Consider the following 21366-nt stretch of genomic DNA (forward strand, 5'->3'; position numbering starts at 1 on the left):
TCGCCGCCGTCAGCGTCGTTTTACCATGGTCAACGTGACCAATCGTACCAATGTTGCAGTGCGGTTTCGTCCGCTCAAACTTTTGCTTTGCCATTTTAGTTACCTTTCTATCGGCCCTTCTCTCCGAAGGGATCCATAGCTTTTTTCTTGGTTCTTTTTGCTTTTCTTAACCAGCGAGCTTGGCTTTGACTTCCTCAGCCACGTTCGCAGGTACGTCAGCGTAATGGTCGAATTGCATGGAGAACTGGGCACGGCCTTGGCTGAAGGAGCGGAGCTCATTCACATAGCCGAACATGTTCGCCAGCGGAACCATTGCGTTTACAACCGTAGCCGGGCCACGGGTCTCGGACCCCTGGATCTGACCACGACGTTTGTTAAGGTCGCCAATAACGTCGCCCATATACTCGTCCGGCGTTACGACTTCCACTTTCATCATCGGCTCGAGGAGCTTGATGCCTGCCTTCTGGGCAGCTTCCCGCATGGCACCACGACCCGCGATCTCGAACGCCAGCACGCTGGAGTCAACATCGTGGTAGGCACCATCGATCAGGCGTACCGAGAAATCGATGATCGGGAACCCGATCAGCGCGCCGGACTCTGCAATGTCCTTAACGCCGGTTTCAACACCCGGGATATATTCGCGCGGGATGTTACCACCCTTGATTTCGTCAGCGAATTGGAAGCCGGAACCACGCTCGCCCGGGGTGACGACGATCTTCACGCGGCCGAACTGACCGGAACCACCGGACTGTTTCTTGTGCGTGTAGTCGACTTCGACCTGCTTGGCGAAGGTTTCACGGTAAGCAACCTGCGGCGCACCCACGTTACATTCAACTTTGAATTCACGCTTCATGCGGTCGACAATGATGTCGAGGTGCAGTTCGCCCATACCGGCGATAACGGTCTGACCGGATTCTTCGTCCGACGAAACGCGGAACGAGGGATCTTCGGCAGCCAGGCGGTTGAGGGCGATGCCCATCTTTTCCTGGTCGGCTTTCGACTTCGGCTCAACCGCAACTTCGATAACCGGATCCGGGAATTCCATGCGCTCCAGGATAACCTGGCTGTTGCTGGCGCAAAGGGTGTCACCGGTGGTGGTCATCTTCAGGCCAGCGATAGCAACGATGTCACCGGCGCGGGCTTCTTTGATGTCTTCACGGCTGTTGGCGTGCATTTCCAGCATCCGGCCGATCTTTTCCTTCTTGCCTTTCACCGTGTTGGTGACCTGCGTGCCGGTCTCGAGAACACCCGAGTAGATCCGGCAGAAGGTGAGCGTACCCACGAACGGGTCGTTCATGACTTTGAAGGCCAGAGCGGCGAAAGGCTCGTCGTCGGTCGAATGACGAACAACTTCTTTCTCCGGATCGTCAGCATCAACACCGTTGATGGCTTCAACGTCGGTCGGAGCCGGCATGAAGTCTACAACAGCGTCGAGAAGCGGCTGAACGCCTTTGTTCTTGAACGCGGTACCGTTGAGAACCGGAACGAACAGGCCCTTGATCGTACCCTTGCGGATAGCGCTCTTGAGCTCGTCTTCGGTCAGTTCCTCGCCATCGAGGTACTTTTCCATCAGCGCTTCGTCGGCTTCGACCGCGGTCTCGATCATTTCCATCCGGGCAGCTTCTGCAGCGTCAGCCAGTTCCGGGCGGATATCGAGATATTCGTAGGAAGCACCAAGGTCTTCACCCTTCCAGATGACTTCCTTGTTCTTCACGAGGTCGATCAGACCTTCATACTCGGCTTCGGCACCGATCGGCAGCTGGACAACCAGCGCCTTGGCACCAAGACGGGTCTTGATCATGTCGACGCAACGCTCGAAGTTCGCGCCCATGCGGTCCATCTTGTTGACGAAGCACATCCGCGGAACTTTGTATTTGTCAGCCTGACGCCATACGGTCTCGGACTGCGGCTCAACACCGGCAACCGAGTCAAATACGGCAACAGCACCATCGAGCACACGGAGCGAACGCTCAACTTCAATGGTGAAGTCAACGTGGCCGGGGGTGTCGATGATGTTGATCCGGTGGTCGTTCCAGAAACAGGTCGTCGCAGCCGAGGTAATGGTAATACCGCGCTCCTGCTCCTGCTCCATCCAGTCCATCGTCGCAGCGCCATCGTGCACTTCGCCGATTTTGTGGCTACGGCCGGTGTAATAAAGGATACGTTCGGTCGTGGTCGTTTTACCAGCATCGATGTGAGCCATGATGCCGATGTTACGATAACGATTAAGTGGCGTTCTGCGTGCCATGGAACTGGTTCCCTACTTAAACAATTACCAGCGGTAATGGGAGAAGGCTTTGTTAGCCTCTGCCATCCGGTGGGTATCTTCACGCTTCTTGACAGCAGCGCCGCGGTTGTTGGCAGCATCCATGAGCTCACCAGACAGGCGGTCAACCATCGTGGTTTCGTTGCGGTTGCGGGCAGCCGCGATCAGCCAGCGGATCGCCAGCGCCTGCGCACGCTCGGTACGAACCTCAACCGGGACCTGATAGGTTGCACCACCAACACGGCGGGAGCGAACCTCGATGGCCGGCTTTACGTTATCCAGCGCTTCGTGGAACAGGGCCAGCGGATCGGTTTTGGCACGGCCTTCGACCGCATCCAGCGCACCGTATACAATACGTTCTGCGACAGATTTTTTACCGTCCAGCATGAGGCTGTTCATGAATTTTACGAGAACCACGTCACCGAACTTCGGATCCGGGAGAACTTCGCGTTTTTCTGCTCTATGACGACGAGACATAGCGGTATTCCTCTCTCAGCCTTACTTCGGACGCTTGGTGCCGTATTTAGAACGGCTCTGACGACGATCACCAACACCTTGGGTATCCAGAACACCCCGGAGAGTGTGATAGCGGACACCCGGCAAGTCTTTCACACGGCCGCCACGGATAAGAACAACAGAGTGTTCCTGCAGGTTGTGGCCTTCACCGGGAATGTAGCTTGTAACCTCGAAGCCATTCGAGAGGCGCACACGGGCAACCTTACGAAGAGCGGAGTTCGGCTTTTTCGGAGTCGTGGTATAAACACGAGTACACACGCCGCGTTTTTGCGGACATGCTTCAAGAGCCGGGACCTTGTTACGGACCGGCTTGCTCTTGCGCGGCTTGCGCACTAGCTGGTTAATGGTAGGCATATTCGTTCCTTGCCGTTTTTCTCTGTCACCATTATCCGGACGACCCGTTTTACATGCAGCAAAACCGCCTGCCTCGGAACCCGTGGGCTCCGACGAGGCCATCCGTGATCACTCAAACTGTTATCTCTTAGCTAGTTAACCGTAGCGTCTGGCCAGTTTTGGCCACCACCCACGCTCTAGCGAGGTGCGCTTACTATACCGAAAACGGCGGTAGGTCAATGAAAAAACGAGGTCCGGACGGTTTTGGCGGAAGGGCGCAATTTTCTAACAAAACCACGGTCGGGACCGCATTATTTTTCGCGAGCCACCATAAGGAGACATGTGCTGTCCGGATATGGCAGGCACGCGGTCAGGCCTCGGTGACATTCCACATGCAGGCCGCTCGTTTCGATCCCCCTTCGATACCGGTCTCGACCGGCATTGTCAAAGACGATCATGCCGCCCGGCGCGAGATGCCCCTTGGCAGCCTCCAGGCACGCGACACGCGCCCGGCCGTCCACGATGATAAGGTCAAACGGTTCCGGCTGCGCGTCGATCGCCTGCACATAGGCGCGGAAGTCCATATGTTCATACCCTGCCCGGCCTGAGGGAAAGGCTGATGTGACATCGCCCGCAGTCTCCGGCGCCCGGAAGAGCAACTCCACATGGCCGGGCAAGCCTGATGCCTGCATACTGGCGTACCAGTCCGCGTCATGTTCGACCGACACCACCGTCGCCGCCCGCTTTGCCAACCAAAAGGTGCTGGCGCCGCTGCCGTATTCGAAGACACGGGCCTTGGGGCGGGTTTTCAGGAAGGCATCGACAGCTTCCGTCGCCGTCAGGGTCCACCATGGCAGGTCGAGACGGCGCAGGTCATCCAGGTCATAGATGGCAAACAGGCTGCGGAACCAGAGCCGGACACCGGTGCGGTCTGCGCCCTTCTCCAACCAGCCCAGAAGACCGATCGCAGCCAGCAGTCCCCTGAGGCCCCGAATGGACCTGACATACAATCGCTTCACGATACCGCCCCTTTTATATAGAGAATGAGATGGTCCCTGCCCCTCTCGTCCTCAGCCTGCGGGATATAGCCTGCCTGTTTCAGCTGGCGCTTCTGTGCGGCCGCGTCATCCGCCGCGTCATACACCAGCCAAACCCGGGCAGCATCAGGCCGCAGGGTCATGTCACTTTGGAAAAGAACCAACGCCCGGCCTTGCCAGGAAAGCCGGTCCGTCTTCGCACACAGCCGCAGCCTGGCGCACAGGGCCGGACCGAGCGCCGCCTCCACACGCTGCCACCGGCTGTTCGCCGGGGCCTGGACATCAAGGACGGATCCCCATTCAGGGCCAAGAAGCGAGCGGAGCGTTCCCCAGGCTGTCGGTCCACCATATAGATAGACTGTGTCGCCCTTATGGGTTTCGGTGGTCAGCGTTGCCGCAACCGCGTGATAGTCGTTCGGCTTCTCGAACTGTTGCCAGAACGCGCCATTCATATAGACGAGCATTCCAAGCCAAAAAGCCGCCAGCCCTGCCTTAAGGATACCCGGCGTCTTGAGGCGGGAAAGCGACAGCGCAAGCGCCAGACAGAAGAATGGCAGGAACGGCGCCCATATCCGAGGGCTCAGGATGGGCTTGAGCCCGAGCGTTATCACCAGCAACAGAAGCGCGGGCAAGGCGACCCAGAAAACACCCAGCCGCCTGATGTCGCGATCGCGCCAGGCCCCCAGCGTTATAAAGCCGAGGGCAAGTGCCAGCAGAGCGGCTTCCCTGACCCCCATCCCCGCATAGCCCGAGAAGAAGTTGATGGCGACCATATCCATGAGCGCCTTCATGTCCGCGCTGTTGGTATGCTGGGTCTCCCGCAGGAAGCCGTTGATGACAACGGGCAGCAGCAGAAGCCCGGTCGCCACTTCATATTTGAACCACGCCCGCCGGGCATTGGCCGACGGTGCGGTGCGGGCCCGCCACAAAGCATAAAGACCATGCAGGGCAGCATAGAAAGGTCCAAGCGCATGGGTATAGCCCAACAGCAGCTGGCACAGCATCCGCCAGCGCATATCCCGCTTAAGGGTTCCTGCGTCCAAGACCGCACCATTGCTGCCGAGCGTCTTTTCGGTGAAATGCCAAACCAGCAGCGAGAAGACGACCATGAAGGAATACATGCGGACGTTCAGGGCGTAGGCCAGCATCTGCGGCAACAGCGCCAGGGATAGTGTGGCGCCCAATGCCGTCAGCAGGTCATATCGTTTCCGGAAGACGAAAAAGGCCGTGAGGATGGCCGCAACATTCCAGAAGATCGCATTGAGCATGATCCAGGTGTCACCCCGGCCCAACAGCATCCAGATACTGAGCTGGCAATAAAAGGCAGGCGGGTGGCCGGAAAACCGTAAGGCGGCGGGCACACAGTAAAGCGGCCCTTCCCCCGCCACGCCGATCGAAATCTGTTCATCGAGCCAGAAGGAAATATCCGTCAGGAAAAGGAAACGGTACGCCAGGGCCGCGACGATCATGCCGCCCAGCAAAACGGCCAGTGCTTTCTTCCGCTCCGCCAACACAGGAAACCCCATTTCATCCCCCAACGTCCCCGCGCCTAGCATACCGAGGCGCAAGGACATCACAATCAAAATCGCCCCCCGCTCAGGCGGGGGCAGAAGCGCGCGCGGCCATCCCGTCTTAAAGGTCAGAAAAAATTACAAAAAAATCCATGTTTTGCTGTAAACAGACAGGGGGATTAAGAACGCACGATGCGGGTCGATACAGTTTCCACCATGGGGGCAATCAGACATGCCGAACAGCAAGTCAGTCAGTTTCGTCATACCGGTTTATAATGAGGCGGAAAGCCTTGCCATTCTCGTTGGCGAAATCCATAAGGCTGCCGCCGACCTGGCGCTCGACCATGAAATCCTGTTCGTCAATGACGGCAGCACCGATGAGAGTGTCGCGGTCATCCGCGGCATCATGGACCAGGACGACCGCGTCGGCTTCCTGAATTTCCGCCGCAACTTCGGCAAGGCGGCAGCGCTCGCCGCCGGCTTCCGGCACGCCGAGGGCGACTATATCGTCACCATGGACGGCGACCTGCAGGATGACCCTGCCGAACTTGGCAAACTCCTGGCCAAGTTGGATGACGGCGCCGATTGCGTGAGCGGCTGGAAGGAAAACCGGCTCGACCCCGTGGACAAGACACTCCCGTCCAAAATCTTCAATTTCGTCGTCGGCCGCGTGAGCGGGGTGAAGCTGCATGACATGAACTGCGGCTACAAGGCCTACAAGCGTGAAGCCGTCGAAGACCTGTCGCTCTATGGTGAGTTTCACCGCTTCATTCCCGTGCTCCTGCACTGGCAGGGTTTCAAGGTCGATGAGGTGGCGGTCAACCACCGCGAACGCCAGTTCGGCCATTCAAAGTACGGCCTGTCCCGCCTCATCAAAGGCATGTTCGACCTGTTCACCATTGTGCTGACAACCCGCTTCAGCGTGCGGCCCCTGCATATCTTCGGGCTCGCCGGGATGGCGCTCGGGCTTATCGGCGGGCTTATCCTCAGTTACCTGAGCGCCCTGTGGTTCATGGGGCTCGGTCCCATCGGCAACCGCCCGCTTCTGTTCCTCGGCCTTCTGTGTGTGATGGTCGGCGTCAATATCTTCGGGATCGGCCTCTTGGCAGAATTCATCCAGCATATGGCGGCTGAGGGAAGAACCCCTTACCGCCTCCGCGAAACCATCCCGCCGAGACACGGTGTCGGACGTGACTGACCTCATGGAAGAAAGCCTGCCCCTGATATGACGCTCCCGCGGAAAAAACTGCTTTCCCTGGTTGGCAGCCTTCTGATGCTGGCGAGCTTCTGGTTCCTGTACCGGGTCTATGAGCACCACGCAGCCGCCCTCATGTCCTGGAAGCACGCCGCCGACCTTCTGCCTGTACTCGCCCTGGGCGCCGCCTTCTATATGGGGATCTTCCTTCTGGTTGCCGAATGCTGGCACCGGATGCTTGCGATCAAAGCCCCCGGCACAGTAGGCCGCCGGACCAATTATGCCAGCATGATGAAGGCACAGGTCGCCAAATATTTACCGGGCAATGTCGGCCATTTCGTCAGCCGCCACCTTTATCTGGCGCCGCATGGTGTCAGCCACAGCAACCTCTTGAAGGCCATGGGCCTGGAAACCAGCGTCTGCCTCGGGTCCGGGCTTCTGTTCACAACGCTGACCGCCCTGCCCGGGCTCGACACGCTCGCCGAGGCTTTCGACCCTGCGATGGCACCCTATGTCAACCTGCTCGCGGGTGCGGTCATCCTGACGGCGGCGGCTCTCGGATACTGGATCGCCCTGCCGCTGGCCCGGCGGCTCTTCGGCCCCTTCACCCTGAGGGATATCCTGATTCCGATCGGCCTGTGGTTCGCCTTCTTCGGGTTCCTGAGCGCGGCCTTCGCAGCCTGCTTCACCCTGGTGAACGGCCAGCCCGCCCCCCAGCTTCTACCCGCCCTGTTCATCGCCTCCTGGACACTCGGCTTTGTCGTCCCCGGGGCACCCGGCGGGCTCGGCGTACGGGAGGCAGCGCTCGTCATCCTCTTCGCCCCTTTCGCGCCAACAGGTGATATTATGATCGCCGCCATCCTTCTGCGCTTGATGGCCCTTGCGGGTGAGATACTCTCTTTCTTCGCGGGCCTTATCCTGGGCCGCAACAAAGGTCAGCAATGAAGATTTATCTCCATATCGGCACGCACAAGACCGGGACCACCGCGATCCAGCATTATTGCCTGGAGAACCGCGACCGGCTCCTGCGTCACGGCATTTTCTGGCCGGATGAACAGTTGCCAAGACACCTGTACCAACATTCCTATCTCGCCCAGTTCGTGCGGGACGGAAACCTGGCGGCCGCCGGGGATTACATCGGCCGCGCTGTCCGTGACGCCGAAGCCGCAGGTGCAACAAGCCTCCTCCTGTCCGGCGAGGGCTTCAGCCAGTTGGAAGACGATGGCATCAGCGCCGTCTTCGAGCTTCTCAACGGGCATGAGGTGGAGGTCATCGTCTATTTCCGCAATATCCGGCACTATGCCATCAGCATGCTGCACCAGCGGCTGAAAAGCGCGCGGCAAATGCCGGACCTGTCCACCATGCTGGAAGCCCTGAGGAAGAAGCTGAACTACACCGATTTCCTGAAGCGCTGGGAAGCTTCGGCCGGGGCCAGCCATGTCACCGTCCGCTGTTACGACCAGGAAAAGAACAGGCTTTATGCCTCGTTCCTCGATATTCTCGGCCTGCCCGCAGACGCGCTGCCGCAGCCGTCCAAATCCCAGGCCACCAATCGCAGCCTGGACCTTGCCACCCAGCTTATGCTGGCGGCAAGCGGCGCCAACTATCAGCTGCAGAATTTCAAATATGTGCGGGCGGATTACCAGAAGGTCTTCGACGCCCATCCCTTTTTCGCCCCCGGGACCGAACAGGTCGCCGAGGCGCTTTGCGCCGGGGCCGAACTTGACCTCAGCCACCCCAAGCTGGCGCCCTACCAGGACCTTCTGCTGGCCCCGCTTCATGTGCCGTCAGAGCTTGGCGACCCCCTGGATTATCTGAACCGCCTAGGCAAACTGCTCCGCCGTTCCGTTCGCCATGAACGCTGGCGGCGGCGCTACAGGCGGCTCAAAGACCTGTTCCTGCCATCCGGCCAGGACAGCTAGAGGCATTCCCGCCCACCGGTTTTCAACCCGACGCCCAAAAGAAAAAGGCCCGCCAAATGACGGGCCTTTTCCGATTTCTGGTGCCTGAGGCTTACGCTTCCGCGCCGCCCTCTTCAGCCGGGGTGCCAGAGGTCGCAGCGGCGAACTCGGCCTCAGCGGCGGACATCGGCGTAACAGCGTCTTCCTGAGCTTCGGCAGCGATACGGTCCCGCTTCTGCGCTTCGTGGCGCAGGCGGTTCATGACCGAACCGGTACCAGCCGGGATCAGGCGGCCAACGATGACGTTTTCCTTGAGACCAACGAGACGGTCCTTCTTGCCGGCAACAGCGGCTTCGGTAAGGACGCGCGTGGTTTCCTGGAACGACGCTGCCGAGATGAAGCTGCGGGTCTGCAACGAAGCTTTGGTGATGCCGAGCAGGATCGGATGACCCTTGGCCGGCAGCTTGCCCTTGTCTTCGAGCTTGGCGTTGACTTCCTCGAACTCTTCGCGGTCGATCTGCTCGCCGAGAAGGAAGGTGCTGTCGCCCGAAGACGTGATCTCAACCTTCTGCAGCATCTGGCGAACGATCACCTCGATGTGCTTGTCGTTGATCTTCACGCCCTGCAGACGGTAGACGTCCTGAACCTCTTTCACGAGATAGTTCGCCAGCGCCTCAACGCCCATGACCTGCAGAATATCGTGCGGGGCCGGGTTGCCGTCGATCAGGTATTCACCCTTCTGGATGAAGTCGCCTTCCTGAACGGCAATGTGCTTGCCCTTGGGTACCAGATATTCAACCGGCTCCTGCTCACCTTCGCCGTCACGCGGACGGATGATGATGCGGCGCTTGTTCTTGTAGTCGCGGCCGAATTCAACCAGACCGTCGATATCAGCGATGACGGCATGGTCCTTCGGACGGCGGGCTTCGAAGAGCTCGGCCACACGCGGCAGACCACCGGTGATGTCCTTGGTCTTGGCAGCTTCGCGCGGGATACGGGCGATAACGTCACCCGCGGAGACCCGGCGGCCATCTTCAACCGACAGAATGGCATCAACCGACAGGAAGTAACGCGCCTCGGTACCGTTGGCGAGCTCGACAACATTGTCGTTCTCGTCACGGAGCGTGATGCGCGGACGAAGGTCGGCACCCTTCGGGGTCGAACGCCAGTCGGTAACCACTTTCGAGGCAATACCGGTCGCATCGTCGACAACTTCCTTCATGGAAAGGCCTTCCACGAGGTCGACAAGACGGACGATACCGGACTGTTCGGTGATGATCGGGATCGTGTACGGATCCCATTCAGCCAGCTTCTCGCCCTTGACGACCTGCTCGCCTTCGTCCTTGAAGAGGTGCGAACCGTATGCCAGGCGGTGCTTGGCGCGGTCGCGGCCTTCGTCATCGACGATCACCACTTCCATGTTCCGGCTCATAACGACCTTGCGGCCCTTACTGTCCTCAATGACGTTGCGGTTCTCGATCTTCACCTTACCGTCAGCGGACGATTCAATGGCCGATTCCGCGTTAACCGTTGCGGCACCACCGATGTGGAACGTCCGCATGGTCAGCTGCGTACCCGGCTCACCGATCGACTGGGCGGCGATAACACCAACCGCTTCGCCGAGGTTAACCGTGGTCCCGCGGGCCAGGTCACGGCCGTAACACTTGCCGCAGACGCCGCCTTTGGTTTCACAGGTCAGAACCGAACGGATCTTCACTTCGGCGATACCGGCGGTCTCGACGGCGTCGGACTTGACTTCATCAAGAAGCGTACCGGCTTCAAAGAGAATTTCGCCCGTGATCGGGTGCTTGACGTCAACCGACAAACAGCGGCCGAGGATACGCTCGCTCAGCGGAACCAGAACGTCGCCGCCTTCCGAAACCTCGGTGATGGTGATGCCGTCTTCGGTACCGCAGTCATGTTCGACGATCACGCAGTCCTGCGAAACGTCAACCAGACGACGGGTCAGGTAACCGGAGTTAGCGGTCTTCAGTGCCGTATCGGCAAGACCTTTCCGGGCACCGTGCGACGAGTTGAAGTACTCGAGAACCGACAGACCTTCCTTAAAGTTGGAAATGATCGGCGTCTCAATGATCTCACCCGACGGCTTGGCCATCAGGCCCCGCATACCGGCAAGCTGCTTCATCTGAGCGGCACTACCCCGCGCGCCCGAGTGGGCCATCATGAAGACCGAGTTGACGTCCGTCTGGCGGCCGTTTTCGTCCACCTCGGTACGTTCCATCTCTTTCATCATGGCCTCAGCCACTTTGTCGGTACACTGCGCCCAGGCGTCTACAACCTTGTTGTACTTCTCGCCCTGGGTGATGAGACCGTCCTGATACTGCTCCTCATATTCCTTGACGAGCGAACGGGTGTCTTCAACCAGCGTTTCCTTGGCCGGCGGGATGATCATGTCGTCCTTGCCGAAGGAGATACCGGCGCGGCAAGCGCGGCGGAAACCTTCACCCATGATACCGTCGGCGAAGAGGACCGTGGTCTTCTGACCGCAGTGGCGGTAAACCACGTCGATCACCTCGGAGATTTCCTTCTTCGTCAGCTGACGGTTGATCAGGCTGAACGGTACTTTCGGGTGCTTCGGCAGGTGCTGAGCCAGGAGCATGCGGCCCGCAGTGGTTTCCACGCGGATGGTCACATGTTCACCATGCTCGTTCACGGTATCGAGACGCGCGTGGATCTTGCTGTGCAGCGTGATGGCACCGCTATCGAGCGCGAACTGGATTTCGTCGAGCGTGCCGAAGGCGCTGCCTTCACCCACATCGCCCGGACGGTCGCTGGTCATATAGTAGATACCAAGCACGATATCCTGCGACGGCACGATGATCGGCTTGCCGTTCGCGGGGCTGAGGATGTTGTTGGTCGACATCATCAGCACGCGGGCTTCAAGCTGGGCTTCGATACTGAGCGGCACGTGAACGGCCATCTGGTCACCATCGAAGTCGGCGTTGAAGGCGGCACAGACGAGCGGGTGCAGCTGGATAGCCTTACCTTCGATCAGAACCGGCTCGAAAGCCTGAATACCAAGACGGTGAAGCGTCGGTGCACGGTTCAGCATGACCGGGTGCTCGCGGATCACCTCATCGAGGATATCCCAAACCTCACGGCGTTCTTTCTCGACCAGTTTCTTCGCCGCCTTGATGGTGGTGGCGATGCCTTTCTTGTCGAGGCGCGAATAGATGAACGGCTTGAACAGCTCAAGCGCCATCTTCTTCGGCAGACCGCACTGGTGCAGTTTGAGTTCCGGGCCCACAACGATAACCGAACGACCGGAATAGTCGACACGCTTACCGAGAAGGTTCTGACGGAAACGACCCTGCTTACCTTTGAGCATGTCGGAGAGCGACTTCAGCGGACGCTTGTTGGCACCGGTGATGGTGCGGCCACGGCGGCCGTTGTCGAACAGCGCGTCAACAGCTTCCTGCAGCATCCGCTTCTCGTTCCGGATGATGATGTCCGGTGCGCGCAGCTCGATGAGGCGCTTCAGACGGTTGTTCCGGTTGATCACACGGCGGTACAGGTCGTTGAGGTCAGAGGTCGCGAAACGGCCACCGTCCAGCGGCACCAGCGGGCGCAGCTCAGGCGGAATAACCGGGATCACGGTCAGGATCATCCATTCCGGACGGTTGCCGGACTCGATGAAGCTTTCGATAACCTTCAGGCGCTTGACGATTTTCTTCGGCTTCAGTTCGGACTTGGTCTCAGCCAGTTCCTTCAGAAGCTTCGTCTGCTCGTCCTCAAGGTCGATGCTTTCAAGAAGCTTGCGGATGGCTTCAGCACCGATACCGGCGGTGAAGCTATCTTCGCCATATTCGTCCTGGGCACGATAGAAATCGTCTTCACTGAGCAGCTGGAATTGCTTCAGCGGCGTCAGGCCCGGCTCGATAACGACATAATATTCGAAATAGAGAACGCGCTCGAGATCCTTCAGCGTCATGTCGAGCAGGAGACCGATCCGGCTCGGCAGCGACTTCAGGAACCAGATGTGCGCAACGGGTGCCGCCAGGTCGATGTGACCCATGCGTTCCCGGCGTACTTTCGAAAGCGTGACTTCAACACCGCATTTTTCGCAGATGATGCCACGGTATTTCATGCGCTTATATTTGCCGCACAGACATTCATAGTCCTTCACCGGCCCGAAGATGCGGGCGCAGAAAAGACCATCTTTTTCCGGCTTGAAGGTCCGGTAGTTGATGGTTTCCGGCTTTTTGATCTCACCGAAGGACCAGGAGCGGATACGCTCGGGCGACGCGATCGAGATCTGGATCTGATCAAACGTCTCCGGTTTCTGGTTCGGGTTGAAGTATTTCATCACTTCTTGGTTCATGTCCGGCGTCTCTCTTAATGCGTTTCGACGAGGCCTGAGCCCCAGGTCGCCTTCCAAAACTCATGTCCGCCCAGGCGGGGCGAACGGGCCGAGGGACAAGCCCCCGGCCGCGACAGCTTATTCGGTTCCAGTCAACAGCTCGACGTTGAGGCCAAGGGACCGCATTTCCTTCACGAGAACGTTGAAGGATTCCGGGATACCGGCCTCGAACGTGTCGTCGCCGCGGACAATGGCTTCATAAACCTTGGTCCGGCCGGCCACGTCATCCGACTTGACGGTGAGCATTTCCTGAAGGGTGTAAGCGGCACCATAAGCCTGCAGTGCCCACACCTCCATCTCACCGAAGCGCTGACCACCAAACTGGGCCTTACCACCGAGCGGCTGCTGGGTAACAAGGCTGTACGGGCCAATCGAACGCGCGTGGATCTTGTCGTCGACAAGGTGGTGGAGCTTCAGCATGTAGATGTAGCCCACAGTCACCTTACGGTCGAACTTCTCGCCGGTCCGGCCGTCGAACAGCTCAACCTGCCCCGAACTATCCAGACCAGCCTTTTCAAGCATGGTCACGATGTCGGCTTCCACGGCACCGTCGAAGACCGGGGTCCCCATCGGTACACCGTTGGTCAGGTTGGTCGCCAGTTCGACAATCTGGGTGTCGTCGAGTTCAGCAATATCGCTTTCATACTGCTTCTCGCCGTAGATGTCTTTGAACTTGGCCCGGAAGTCATCCACCTTGCCTGCGCCGTGGCGGTAGGCTTCCAGCATCCCGTCAATCTGACGGCCGAGACCACGCGACGCCCACCCAAGGTGAGTTTCAAGGATCTGACCGACGTTCATACGCGACGGCACGCCAAGCGGGTTCAGCACCAGGTCAACCGGGGTACCGTCCTCAAGGTGAGGCATGTCCTCGATCGGCAGGATGCGCGAGATAACACCTTTGTTCCCGTGACGGCCTGCCATCTTGTCACCCGGCTGAAGCTTACGCTTCACGGCAACGAAGACCTTAACCATCTTCAGGACGCCCGGCGGCAGCTCGTCACCGCGCTGCAGCTTCTCGATCTTCTCATCGAAGCGACGCTGAAGCTGGCCTTTGCTGTCATCGAACTGCTTCCTGAGGGCTTCGATGTCGCTCATGGCGGAATCGTCGTCTACGGCAAGGTCCCACCACTGGATGCGCTTGATCTCGGCAAGGCCTTCCTCGGTGACGACAACGCCCTTCTTCATCTCTTTGGTGCCGGCGGTAACCGTGCGGCCAACGAGAAGCGGCTTCAGACGGCCGTAGATGTTGCGTTCCAGGATCGCGCGTTCGTCTTCACGGTCCTTCGTGAGGCGTTCGATTTCCTCACGCTCGATCGTGAGCGCACGCTCGTCCTTGTCGACGCCGTGACGGTTGAAGACGCGGACCTCAACGATGGTCCCGGCAACACCCGGCGGCAGACGGAGCGAGGTATCGCGAACATCCGAAGCTTTTTCACCGAAGATGGCGCGCAGAAGTTTTTCTTCCGGCGTCATCGGGCTTTCGCCCTTCGGCGTGATCTTGCCGACGAGGATGTCACCCGGGTGAACTTCGGCACCGATATAAACAATACCGGCTTCGTCGAGGTTCTTCAGGCCTTCCTCACCAACGTTCGGAATATCGCGGGTGATTTCTTCCGGGCCCAACTTGGTGTCGCGGGCCATCACTTCGAATTCCTCGATGTGGATCGAGGTGAAGACGTCTTCCTTCACGATCCGCTCGGAGATCAGGATGGAATCCTCGAAGTTGTAACCGTTCCACGGCATGAAGGCCACGAGGGCGTTCCGGCCGAGAGCAAGGTCACCCAGTTCGGTCGACGGACCGTCACAGATGATGTCGCCCTTGGCAATCATGTCACCCACCTTCACCAGCGGACGCTGGTTGATGCAGGTGTTCTGGTTGGAACGCTGGAACTTCTGCAGCGTGTAGATGTCAACGCCCGACTTGCCGGGGTCGACCTCTTCGGTCGCACGGATAACGATACGGGTTGCATCCACCTGCTCGACCACACCGGTCCGGCGGGCGCCGATGGCTGCACCACTGTCGCGGGCAACAACCTTCTCCATGCCGGTACCGACGAACGGCGCTTCAGCGCGTACCAGCGGTACGGCCTGACGCTGCATGTTCGAGCCCATGAGTGCGCGGTTGGCGTCATCGTTCTCGAGGAACGGAATGAGCGCCGCTGCGACGGACACGAGCTGTTTCGGCGATACGTCCATGAGCGTGATATGCTCAGGGGTCGACATGATGAATTCGCCAGCCTGACGGCAGGATACGAGATCGCTTGCGAACGAACCGTCGTCATTGAGTTCGGCGTTCGCCTGGGCAACCGTGTATTTGGCTTCTTCCATGGCCGAGAGATATACCACCTCGCTCGTGACCTTGCCGTCGACAACTTTGCGGTACGGGCTTTCGATGAAGCCATACTTGTTGACCTGGGCATAGGTGGCCAGCGAGTTGATCAGACCGATGTTCGGGCCTTCCGGCGTCTCGATCGGGCAGATACGGCCATAATGGGTCGGGTGTACGTCACGAACCTCAAAGCCAGCACGCTCACGGGTCAGACCGCCCGGGCCAAGCGCCGACATACGGCGTTTGTGGGTGATCTCCGAAAGCGGGTTGTTCTGGTCCATGAACTGCGACAGCTGCGAGGAGCCGAAGAATTCGCGGACCGAAGCCACAACCGGCTTGGCGTTGATAAGGTCATGCGGCATGACGGTGTCGATATCGACCGACGACATGCGTTCACGGATAGCCCGCTCCATACGGAGAAGACCGATCCGGTATTGGTTTTCCATCAGCTCGCCGACCGACCGAACACGGCGGTTGCCGAGGTGGTCGATGTCGTCGATCTCGCCGCGGCCGTCCTTAAGATCCATCAGGGTCTTGAGGGTGGCGAGGATGTCCTCACGGCGCAGAACACCAACGGTGTCCGGGCAGTCGAGGCCCAGGCGCATGTTCATTTTCACCCGGCCAACGTCCGACAGGTCGTAACGCTCGGGATCGAAGAACAGGCCATAGAACAGCGCTTCGGCGGTTTCCTTGGTCGGCGGCTCGCCCGGGCGCATGACTTTGTAGATTTCAGCCAGCGCGCTGTCGAGGCACTCAACCTTGTCGGCCTTCAGCGTGTTACGGATGTACGGACCAACCGAAACCTGATCGATTTCCAGAACCTGGATTTCGTCGAAACCGGCAGCCGAAAGGGCTTCTACGGATTCTTCGGTCAGTTCGTCGCCAGCTTCCACATAAATGGCGCCGGTTTTCTCGTTGACCATGTCGGCGGCAGCATATTTGCCGATGATCATCTCTTCCGGAACCAGGATGCCTTTGACACCGGCGGTCTCAAGCTTCTTAGCGAGACGCGGGGTGATCTTAACACCGGCTTCGGAGATGACTTCGCCGCTGTCAGCGTCGATAAGGTCGAACTCAGGCTTCTGACCGCGCCAGGCTTCCGCCTTGAACGGCATACGCCAGCCGCCTTCAGCGCGCGTATAGCTGACGGTCGAGTAGAAATAATGAAGAATATCTTCAGCACTCAGACCGAGCGAATACAACAGCGTGGTCGCCGGCAGTTTGCGGCGGCGGTCGATACGGACGTTGACGATATCCTTGGCATCGAATTCGAAATCGAGCCACGAGCCGCGATACGGGATAACCCGTGCAGCAAACAGGAACTTACCGGACGAGTGGGTCTTGCCACGGTCATGATCGAAGAAGACGCCCGGCGAACGGTGCATCTGGGAAACGATCACACGCTCGGTCCCGTTGATAACGAACGTGCCGTTATCGGTCATCAGCGGCAGGTCGCCCATATAGACGTCCTGCTCCTTGATATCGAGAACCGACTTGGCTTCGGTATCGGGATCAACCTCAAACACGATCAGACGCAGGGTGACGCGAAGCGGCGCGGCATAGGTCATATCGCGCTGCTGGCACTCTTCCACGTCATATTTCGGCTCTTCCAGCTCGTACTTGACATATTCGAGCGACGAGGTCGCCGAAAAGTCCTGGATCGGGAAAACCGACTTCAGGACTTTCTCAAGCCCCGATTTCAGACGTTCCTCTTCCGTTGCACCAGGCCTGAAGAACTGGTCATAGGACCGCCGCTGAACCTCAATAAGGTTCGGCATTTGCGTGACTTCGGAAATGCGCCCAAAGTCTTTACGCACGCGCTTACGACCGGTAAATGAAGTCGCCATGCTTCGCCCTCGTTCCTTAAATTATGCTGGTATCGCCTCAAGACACGGGCTCACGCCAGCTTGCCAACCCGGAGCCCAGGGCGTTAACCATACCCTAAACCCCTGAAAATCCAAATAGTTCGAGCCATTCTGCCCGAATGGAGCCTGTTATTTAATGTCCCTGACCCTTAGGACGCCGAAAGGTCGGGAGCGAATCTCGCTCCCGACCCTCGAACTTGTGGGCTCAAGAAATTACTTGAGCTCAACTTTTGCGCCAGCTTCTTCGAGCTTCTTCTTGATCTCTTCAGCTTCAGCTTTGTTGACGCCTTCTTTAACCGGCTTCGGTGCGCCTTCAACGAGATCTTTAGCTTCTTTGAGGCCCAGGCCGGTGATGCCACGGACTTCTTTGATCACGTTGATTTTCTTGTCACCAGCTTCGGCGAGAATTACGTCAAACTCGTCTTTCTCTTCAGCGGCGGCAGCAGCCGGGCCAGCAACGGCAGCAACAGCAACCGGTGCAGCGGCGGAAACGCCCCACTTCTCTTCCAGCATCTTGGACAGTTCTGCAGCTTCCAGAACGGTCAGGGCGGAAAGTTCATCTACAAGCTTCGCGAGGTCAGCCATTTCAATCACTCCAGATTTTGAATTCGGTCCCGTTTGCACGAGGGACCTGCATGTTACATTGCATAAAGTTTCAGGCGGCCCCGGTCATTCGGATAGCCACCCTTGGGTTTATCAAGCTGCGTCTGTTGCTCCGTAAGCACCGAAGACACGGGCAAGCTGACCTGCCGGTGCCTGGGTAACGGCTGCGACCTTCTGGGCCGGAGCTTGCAGGAGACCCACAAGCTTGCCGCGAAGTTCGTCCAGCGACGGCAGTTCAGCCAGGGCCTTGACGCCGTTTTGGTCCAGAACCGTGGAGCCCATGCCACCACCAAGAAGACGAAGTTTTTCGTTTTTCTTGGCGAATTCAGCGAGGGCCTTCGGTGCTGCAACCGCATCGTCGGCAAAACCGATAGCCGTCGGACCTGTAAACAGATCCGCAATGCCTTCGTAATCGGTACCTTTGAGCGCAAGACGAGTCAGCCGGTTTTTGGTAACTTTGAGCGATGCACCCACTTCACGCATTTGCGAACGCAAGTTGGTAATCTCAGCAACACTCAGACCATCGTAGTGAACTACAACGACCGAAGCGGCACCGGAGAAAACCTCGTGCAGTGATGCAACCAGTTCCTGCTTTTCGGCTCTTTCCACTTTCTCGTCTCCGAATTTGAAGATTTTCACCCCGAAGGGATCAACCTTCATTTATTTGAGCCACGTACCGCGACGGACCCGAAGGTCCTAAGCGATACACTCCTCTGTCCGGAGGTATGGGTTTCCACCCAGGCTTCGCAGGAGGGGTTGCACCCTTCCATCAGGAAACCGCGGCTATTGCATCCCGCGAAGGAAACAATATTCCCTTAACCCCGTCTCATGCAGGCTGTGGATCCGCGACGACCACGTGCTTTAAGCGCTGAAGGTCAAATACTAGCGACACACTCCAGAGCGCCTGCAATCTCGGACAGTACTCACCCTTGGACAAAACATCCGCCCAAGCGGCTGCACCGAACAGGAATCATCCCGTTCGGTGCGAACTCTCTATAGACTTAAGCTTCGAGCGATGCAACGTCGATTTTCAGGCCCGGGCCCATCGACGAAGACATGGCAACCTTTTTCACATAGGTGCCCTTGGCGCCCGTCGGCTTGGCTTTGATAACCGCACCGATGAAAGCTGCAACGTTTTCAACGAGCTGAGCTTCGTCGAAGCTGGCTTTACCAACACCGCCATGAACGATACCGGCTTTTTCAACGCGGTATTCGACCTGGCCGGCCTTGGCAGCTTCAACGGCGCCCTTGACGTCCATGGTCACGGTGCCGAGTTTCGGGTTCGGCATCAGGCCTTTCGGGCCAAGAACCTTACCGAGACGACCAACAACCGCCATCATGTCCGGGGTCGCGATGCAACGCTCGAAGTTGATCTCACCCTTCTGGATGGTTTCCATCAGGTCTTCCGCGCCGACAACGTCAGCACCGGCAGCCGTGGCTTCATCAGCCTTCGGACCACGGGCGAACACGGCAACACGAACCGACTTACCGGTACCATGCGGCAGCGAAACCACACCACGGACCATCTGGTCGGCGTGACGCGGGTCAACACCCAGGTTCATCGAGATCTCGATCGTCTCGTCGAACTTGACGGCCGAACGGGCTTTCAGCTCTTTAACAGCTTCAGCTACGGTGTAGAGCTTTTCACGGTCAATACCGTCCCAAGCTTTCTGCAAACGCTTTGCTACTTTTGCCATCTGATTAGCCCTCCACCTTCAGACCCATGGAGCGAGCCGAACCTTCGATAATGTTCATGGCTGCTTCAACGTCGTTGGCACTCAGGTCTACCATTTTGGCTTCTGCGATTTCCTGAAGCTGGGCACGGGTGATGGTGCCTGCAACTTCGCGGCCCGGGGTTTTACCACCGGACTTCAGATTGGCAGCCTTCTTAAGGTAATAGCTTGCCGGCGGCGTTTTCGTTTCAAACGTGAACGACTTGTCGGCATAGATGGTCAGAATGGTCGGAACCGGCATGCCAGGTTCCATACCCTGCGTCTTGGCGTTGAACGCCTTACAGAATTCCATGATATTGACGCCGCGCTGACCGAGCGCGGGACCAATAGGCGGGCTCGGGTTGGCTTGGCCAGCCTTCACCTGCAGCTTCAAATAGCCTGCAATCTTCTTTGCCACTGTACTACCCTTTCAAAGTTAAGGACGGATGAGCCTCATTGCCCACCCTGTCAGGGAGCGCGGTGCGGCCGTGGCTGGCCTCCCGCGCATTTTTCGGGGCCTGGGCCCCAAAATCTTTAAGAGACTTTTTCGACCTGGGTATATTCCAGCTCGACCGGCGTCGCACGACCAAAGATCATGACAGACACCTTGAGGCGCGCCTTGTCCTCGTCCACATCTTCAACAACACCGTTGAAGCTGGTGAACGGACCGTCGGTGACACGCACCTCTTCGCCAATCTCGTACACGATGTTCGGACGCGGGCGCTCAACGCCTTCCTCAACCTGGTTGAGGATGCGAGCAGCTTCCGCTTCCGTGATCGGGCTCGGACGACCCTGCGGGCCCAGGAAGCCCGTCACCTTCGCCTGGCTGTTCACCAGGTGATAGGTGTCGTCGGTCAGCACCATTTTGATAAGGACATAGCCGGGGAAGAACTTCCGTTCCGCCTTGACCTTCTTGCCCTTGCGAACTTCGACTACCTCTTCGGTCGGCACGATGACTTCATCAACGAGCGCATCCAGACCCTGCTGAACAGCTTGCTCCTTGATGGCCTCAGCCACTTTTTTCTCAAAGCCCGAATAGGCGTGAATAATATACCAGCGCGTGTTGCTCACGTTATCCTCCGAGCCCCAGAAGCCACTGAACACCAGCGTTGAGCGTAAAGTCTACGCCCAAGAAAAACACCGCCATGATTACCACCATGACGAACACCATGACAGAGGTGATTCCCGCCTCTTTTGGCGTGGGCCAGGTAACCTTGGACCCTTCCTGCCGTACCTGGCGAACAAATTCACCTGGGGTAGTCTTGGCCATTGCGTGTCCTTCTTTTTGCTCCAGAAGCCCGCGCCCAATCAGTTAAAGCGCAGGCTTTTCAATTCTTTACAGATACGACCTCTAACGCGGTCGTCAAGCTTTCCGAGTGGCAGGGGCGGAGGGACTCGAACCCCCGACACCCGGTTTTGGAGACCGGTGCTCTACCAACTGAGCTACGCCCCTACGCCGGAAATTTTGTGCTTGTGAGGGGTGCGGTGTACCGTCCGCGAAGCTGCCTTGCAAGCACTTTTTTTGCCATTTTTTAAATGGCTTGCCCCAACCTTGACAATTCAGTCAGAGCAGACATGACAATGGGCCGGAAACCCGGCCCATTGCCTAAACTATCAAATCCTTACTTCAGGATTTTAGCGACGACGCCGGCGCCGACGGTACGGCCACCTTCGCGGATAGCGAAGCGGAGGCCTTCGTCCATGGCGATCGGAGCGA

General features: G+C 58.3%; 18 protein-coding genes and 1 tRNA gene. 3 read left to right on the forward strand and 16 right to left on the reverse strand.

Annotated elements, in window-relative coordinates; all coding sequences use genetic code 11:
• The 6 genes from K6118_RS16970 to K6118_RS16995 form a co-directional block, all read right to left on the reverse strand.
• Positions 1–94 (reverse strand): GTP-binding protein (locus K6118_RS16970; protein ID WP_247121714.1); only part of this gene is annotated, 94 nt, incomplete at its 3' end.
• 72 nt (positions 95–166) lie between these two features.
• Positions 167–2248, reverse strand: a complete 2082-nt coding sequence (gene fusA / locus K6118_RS16975; RefSeq protein WP_247121697.1) for an elongation factor G — start codon at positions 2246–2248, stop codon at positions 167–169.
• A 24-nt stretch (positions 2249–2272) separates the two neighbouring features.
• The gene (gene rpsG, locus K6118_RS16980) at positions 2273–2743 is read right to left on the reverse strand and encodes a 30S ribosomal protein S7 (protein ID WP_247121698.1); all 471 of its coding nucleotides are present in this window, start codon (positions 2741–2743) and stop codon (positions 2273–2275) included.
• 21 nt (positions 2744–2764) lie between these two features.
• Complete coding sequence (gene rpsL / locus K6118_RS16985) at positions 2765–3136, reverse strand: 30S ribosomal protein S12 (RefSeq protein WP_247121699.1); 372 nt, start codon at positions 3134–3136, stop codon at positions 2765–2767.
• A gap of 290 nt (positions 3137–3426) precedes the next feature.
• Positions 3427–4134, reverse strand: a complete 708-nt coding sequence (locus K6118_RS16990; protein WP_247121700.1) for a class I SAM-dependent methyltransferase — start codon at positions 4132–4134, stop codon at positions 3427–3429.
• On the reverse strand, positions 4131–5678 hold the full coding sequence (locus K6118_RS16995; protein ID WP_247121701.1) for a hypothetical protein: 1548 nt from the start codon (positions 5676–5678) through the stop codon (positions 4131–4133). The genes K6118_RS16990 and K6118_RS16995 overlap by 4 nt, the downstream gene beginning before the upstream one ends.
• 217 nt (positions 5679–5895) lie before the next feature.
• Here K6118_RS16995 and K6118_RS17000 point away from each other — a divergent pair, with 217 nt between their 5' ends.
• Genes K6118_RS17000 through K6118_RS17010 form a run of 3 tightly spaced genes read left to right on the forward strand, consistent with a single transcriptional unit; the run spans position 5896 to position 8780 of the window.
• Entirely contained in the window at positions 5896–6861 is a 966-nt protein-coding gene (locus K6118_RS17000) for a glycosyltransferase family 2 protein (RefSeq protein WP_247121702.1), read from the forward strand.
• Between the two features lie 27 nt (positions 6862–6888).
• Positions 6889–7803 carry a lysylphosphatidylglycerol synthase domain-containing protein gene (locus tag K6118_RS17005; protein WP_247121703.1) on the forward strand — a complete coding sequence of 305 codons (915 nt, stop codon included), beginning with the start codon at positions 6889–6891 and terminating at the stop codon, positions 7801–7803.
• Complete coding sequence (locus K6118_RS17010; RefSeq protein WP_247121704.1) at positions 7800–8780, forward strand: hypothetical protein; 981 nt, start codon at positions 7800–7802, stop codon at positions 8778–8780. The genes K6118_RS17005 and K6118_RS17010 overlap by 4 nt, the downstream gene beginning before the upstream one ends.
• Positions 8781–8871: 91 nt before the next feature.
• Here the strand turns inward: K6118_RS17010 and rpoC are convergent, their stop codons facing one another.
• The 10 genes from rpoC to K6118_RS17060 all read right to left on the reverse strand — a co-directional run.
• Positions 8872–13101 (reverse strand): DNA-directed RNA polymerase subunit beta', encoded by a 4230-nt coding sequence (gene rpoC / locus K6118_RS17015; RefSeq protein WP_247121705.1) that lies wholly within the window; start codon positions 13099–13101, stop codon positions 8872–8874.
• A gap of 117 nt (positions 13102–13218) precedes the next feature.
• Positions 13219–17316: a DNA-directed RNA polymerase subunit beta gene (gene rpoB, locus K6118_RS17020; RefSeq protein WP_247121707.1), complete on the reverse strand. Its 4098-nt coding sequence runs from the start codon at positions 17314–17316 to the stop codon at positions 13219–13221.
• A gap of 231 nt (positions 17317–17547) precedes the next feature.
• A complete protein-coding gene (gene rplL, locus K6118_RS17025) occupies positions 17548–17919 on the reverse strand; it encodes a 50S ribosomal protein L7/L12 (RefSeq protein WP_247121708.1) in 372 nt (123 codons plus the stop codon).
• Positions 17920–18030: 111 nt separating this feature from the next.
• On the reverse strand, positions 18031–18546 hold the full coding sequence (gene rplJ / locus K6118_RS17030) for a 50S ribosomal protein L10 (RefSeq protein WP_343269999.1): 516 nt from the start codon (positions 18544–18546) through the stop codon (positions 18031–18033).
• A 392-nt stretch (positions 18547–18938) separates the two neighbouring features.
• Positions 18939–19634 carry a 50S ribosomal protein L1 gene (gene rplA / locus K6118_RS17035; RefSeq protein ID WP_247121710.1) on the reverse strand — a complete coding sequence of 232 codons (696 nt, stop codon included), beginning with the start codon at positions 19632–19634 and terminating at the stop codon, positions 18939–18941.
• A 4-nt stretch (positions 19635–19638) separates the two neighbouring features.
• A complete protein-coding gene (rplK, locus tag K6118_RS17040; RefSeq protein ID WP_247121711.1) occupies positions 19639–20067 on the reverse strand; it encodes a 50S ribosomal protein L11 in 429 nt (142 codons plus the stop codon).
• A 116-nt stretch (positions 20068–20183) separates the two neighbouring features.
• On the reverse strand, positions 20184–20720 hold the full coding sequence (gene nusG / locus K6118_RS17045) for a transcription termination/antitermination protein NusG (RefSeq protein WP_247121712.1): 537 nt from the start codon (positions 20718–20720) through the stop codon (positions 20184–20186).
• 1 nt (position 20721) lies between these two features.
• Entirely contained in the window at positions 20722–20919 is a 198-nt protein-coding gene (secE, locus tag K6118_RS17050) for a preprotein translocase subunit SecE (protein ID WP_247121713.1), read from the reverse strand.
• Between the two features lie 107 nt (positions 20920–21026).
• Positions 21027–21102: transfer RNA gene (locus tag K6118_RS17055), tRNA-Trp, on the reverse strand.
• Positions 21103–21271: 169 nt separating this feature from the next.
• The coding region (locus K6118_RS17060) for an EF-Tu C-terminal domain-related protein (RefSeq protein ID WP_247120094.1) at positions 21272–21366 on the reverse strand (95 nt) is incomplete at its 5' end.

This window comes from Kordiimonas marina (assembly GCF_023006325.1).
Lineage (GTDB): Bacteria > Pseudomonadota > Alphaproteobacteria > Sphingomonadales > Kordiimonadaceae > Kordiimonas > Kordiimonas marina.